The sequence below is a fragment of the Fructilactobacillus sp. X2R6C1 genome, assembly GCF_059901295.1.
Genome location: NZ_JBWXUZ010000034.1, coordinates 1 through 267, shown reverse-complemented (window position 1 = coordinate 267; position 267 = coordinate 1). Strand labels below are relative to the sequence as shown.

The following is a 267-nucleotide window of genomic DNA, read 5'->3' as shown; positions in this document are numbered from 1 at the left end:
CTACAGAAGTAACGCGGGAGTGCATGATGGAGAGTACTGAATGATGCTAATCACCAAGCTCGTCGTAGTCATCGTCGCGCTTGCCGCTGGGATCAAGGTGATTGATTGCTGTGTCGTGTGGGCAGCGCGACGAAGGCTGGAGAAACTTCAGAAGCTAAAGGCGCCGGCCCCATCGAGATCTCCTTTACCCGATGCCCTGGTGGTCTACTACTCTCGCTCTGGGCACACCGCCTTAGCCTCTAGTTATCTGGCGAACCAGTTACACGC

The 267-nt window shown here is 55.4% G+C and carries 1 protein-coding gene; it reads left to right on the top strand.

Translation table 11 applies throughout. The features are described 5' to 3' along the window. Positions 1-40: 40 nt before the first annotated feature. On the top strand, positions 41-267 hold a 227-nt coding region (locus tag AC6UDF_RS07240), incomplete at its 3' end, for a hypothetical protein (RefSeq protein ID WP_500724204.1).